Raw genomic sequence first — 2,935 nt, 5'->3', positions numbered from 1 at the left:
TGCTTGCACGTCACCGAGCACGTGTGACACCCGATGCACTTGTCCAGGTTCATCACCATCGACATCTGCGCCATCACCTTCATCAGTAGGTCACCTCCTGAGACCTCCGCCGGATCACCGTGACCTCGTCACGCTGGTTGCCCGTCGGGCCGATGTAGTTGAAGCCGTACGACAGCTGCGCGTAGCCGCCGATGAGGTGGGTGGGCTTGAGCAGCACGCGCGTCAGGGAGTTGTGGATGCCGCCCCGCAGGCCCGACGTCTCCGACCGCGGCACGTCCACGGTCCGGTCCTTGGCGTGGTACATGAAGACCGTGCCCTCGGGCATGCGGTGGCTGACGATCGCGCGCGCCACCACGACGCCGTTGCGGTTGTAGGACTCGATCCAGTCGTTGTCCGCGACGCCGATCTTCTCCGCGTCCTGCGGGCTCATCCAGATCGTGGGGCCGCCGCGCGAGAGCGACAGCATGAAGAGGTTGTCCTGGTACTCGGAGTGGATCGACCACTTCGAGTGCGGCGTGAGGTACCGCACGGCCACCTCTGCGTGCCCCTCGGACCCGTGCGCCCCCGTGGGGGACGTGTCGCCGACGCGCGCGTCGCCGAACAGGCGGTGCATGTCGAGCGGCGGCCGGTACACGGGGAGCTGCTCGCCGAGCTCCGTCATCCAGTCGTGGTCGAGGAAGAAGTGCTGGCGGCCCGTGAGGGTGTGCCACGGCTTGAGCCGCTCCACGTTGATGACGAACGCGCTGTAGCGCCGTCCGCCGTGCTCGGAGCCGGACCACTCGGGCGAGGTGATGACCGGCGTCGGGCGCGACTGCACGTCCGGGAACGTGACCCGCTTGCCCTGCTCGTCCCGCGCCAGGTCCGCGAGGCGCTGCCCCGTGCGTCGTTCGAGGTCCTCGAACCCCTGCACGGCGAGGCGCCCGTTCGTCGTCCCCGAGAGGGCGAGGATCATCTCGCACACGTGGGTGTCCCGGTCCAGCCGGGGCCGACCCGCCGCCGGACCCTCGGCGACCACGCCGTTCGTGACGGCGAGGCGCTCGACCTCCGGCGTGGGGTCGAACGCGACGCCCTTGGTCACCATGCCCGCCTCCTGGGTGAGCGGGCCGAGCGCCGCGAGCCGCGCCGCGAGCGCGGGGTAGTCGCGCTCGACGACGACGAGCTTGGACATGGTCACCCCGGGCACGAGCTCGTCCTGCGGCAGGACCTCGCCGTGGGGCGTGGCCATGGCGTCGGGCGTGTCGTGCGCGAGCGGCACGGCCACGACGTCCTTGCGCACACCCAGGTGCGTCACCGACATCTCCGAGACGCGCCGGGCGATCGTGTGGAAGATGTCGAAGTCGGTGCGCGTCTGCCACGGCGGGTTGATCGCCGGGTTGAACGAGTGCACGAACGGGTGCATGTCCGTCGAGGACAGGTCGTGCTTCTCGTACCAGGTCGCCGCCGGCAGCACGACGTCCGAGAACAGCGTCGTCGAGGTCATCCGGAAGTCGGCCGTGACGAGCAGGTCGAGCTTCCCCCGCGGCGCCTCGTCGTGCCACGCGATGTCCCGCGGGCGCCGGTCCGGGCCGGACTCGGGGGCGCGCACCGCGGCGTCGGTGCCCAGGAGGTGCCTCAGGAAGTACTCGTTGCCCTTGCCCGACGACCCGAGCAGGTTCGCGCGCCAGACGGTGAGCACGCGCGGGAAGTTCGCCGGGTCGTCGGGGTCGGTGCACGCGTAGTCCAGCTCGCCCGAGGAGAGCTGGTCGACGACGTGGCGCACCGGGTCCTTGCCGGCCGCCTCCGCCTCGTCGACGAGGTCGAGGGGGTTGCGGTCGAACGTCGGGTAGCTCGGCGTCCAGCCGCGACGGACGGACTCCACCAGCGTGTCCGCCGTCGTGCGGCCGGAGAGCTTCCCCGCGGCGAGCGGCGACGCGAGCGCGTCCGCGGGCAGGCCGTCGTAGCGCCACTGGTCCGTCGCGAGGTACCAGAACGCGGTGCTGATCATGAGGCGCGGAGGCCGCACCCAGTCGGCCGCGTTGGCGTACTGCTGGAAGCCGGTGATCGGGCGGACCTTCTCCTGGCCCACGTAGTGCGCCCACCCGCCGCCGTTCACGCCCTGGCAGCCCGTCATGGTGACGAGCGCGAGGAACGTGCGGTAGATCGTGTCCGAGTGGAACCAGTGGTTGGTCCCCGCGCCCATGATGATCATCGAGCGGCCGCCCGAGTCGAGCGCGTTCTGCGCGAGCTCCCGCCCGATGCGCGCCGCGGCGACGGCGGGGACGCCCGTGATCTCCTCCTGCCACGCCGGCGTCCCCGGGGTCGCGGGGTCGTCGTAGCCCGCGGGCCACGTGCCCGGCAGGCCGAGGCCGGGGCGGTTGACGCCGTACTGCGCGAGGAGCAGGTCGTACACCGTGGTCACGAGGTGCTCGCCCACGCGGTGCGTCGGGACGCCGCGGCGCACGGACCCCGCACCGCCCTGGTGCTCGGCGCCCTCCTGCGGCGCCAGGTCGAAGCGCGGGAGGTCGACGGCGACCGGCTCGCCCGCCGGGCCGTTCGCGAGGTCGGCGACCGACAGCGCGGGCTCGACGCCCTCGAGGTCGAGGTTCCAGCGGCCCGGGTCGCCGTAGCGGTGCCCGAGCGACCCGTTGGGCACGACGACGTCGCCCTCGCGCGACAGGATCACGGTCTTCGACGCGGCGTTGACGGTCCCGGCCTGGTCCGCCGCGGGCGTGCCCGCGAGCCGGTCCGCCGTGAGGAAGCGCCCCGGTACGTACGCGTCGCCGCGGCGCTCGAGCGTCACGAGGTAGGGCGCGTCGGTGAACCGCGCCATGTAGTCGAGGAACCGGGGCGCACGGTCGCGCACGTGGAACTCGGTGAGGATGACGTGGCCCATGGCCTGGGCGAGGGCGCCGTCGGTGCCGGGGTGGGGGGCGAGCCATTCGTCGGCGAACTTGGT

General features: G+C 72.1%; 2 protein-coding genes. Both read right to left on the bottom strand.

The features are described from left to right. Positions 1-83: hypothetical protein (locus GYH36_RS20495; RefSeq protein WP_376739841.1), on the bottom strand; the 83-nt coding region annotated here is incomplete at its 3' end. Beyond that, positions 83-2,935 (bottom strand): nitrate reductase subunit alpha (locus tag GYH36_RS18960; RefSeq protein WP_162290683.1); only part of this gene is annotated, 2,853 nt, incomplete at its 5' end. The genes GYH36_RS18960 and GYH36_RS20495, both read right to left, overlap by 1 nt.

The organism is Cellulosimicrobium composti (assembly GCF_010287905.1).
GTDB lineage: Bacteria > Actinomycetota > Actinomycetes > Actinomycetales > Cellulomonadaceae > Cellulosimicrobium > Cellulosimicrobium composti.
This window is presented reverse-complemented; position numbering and strand designations above follow the sequence as displayed.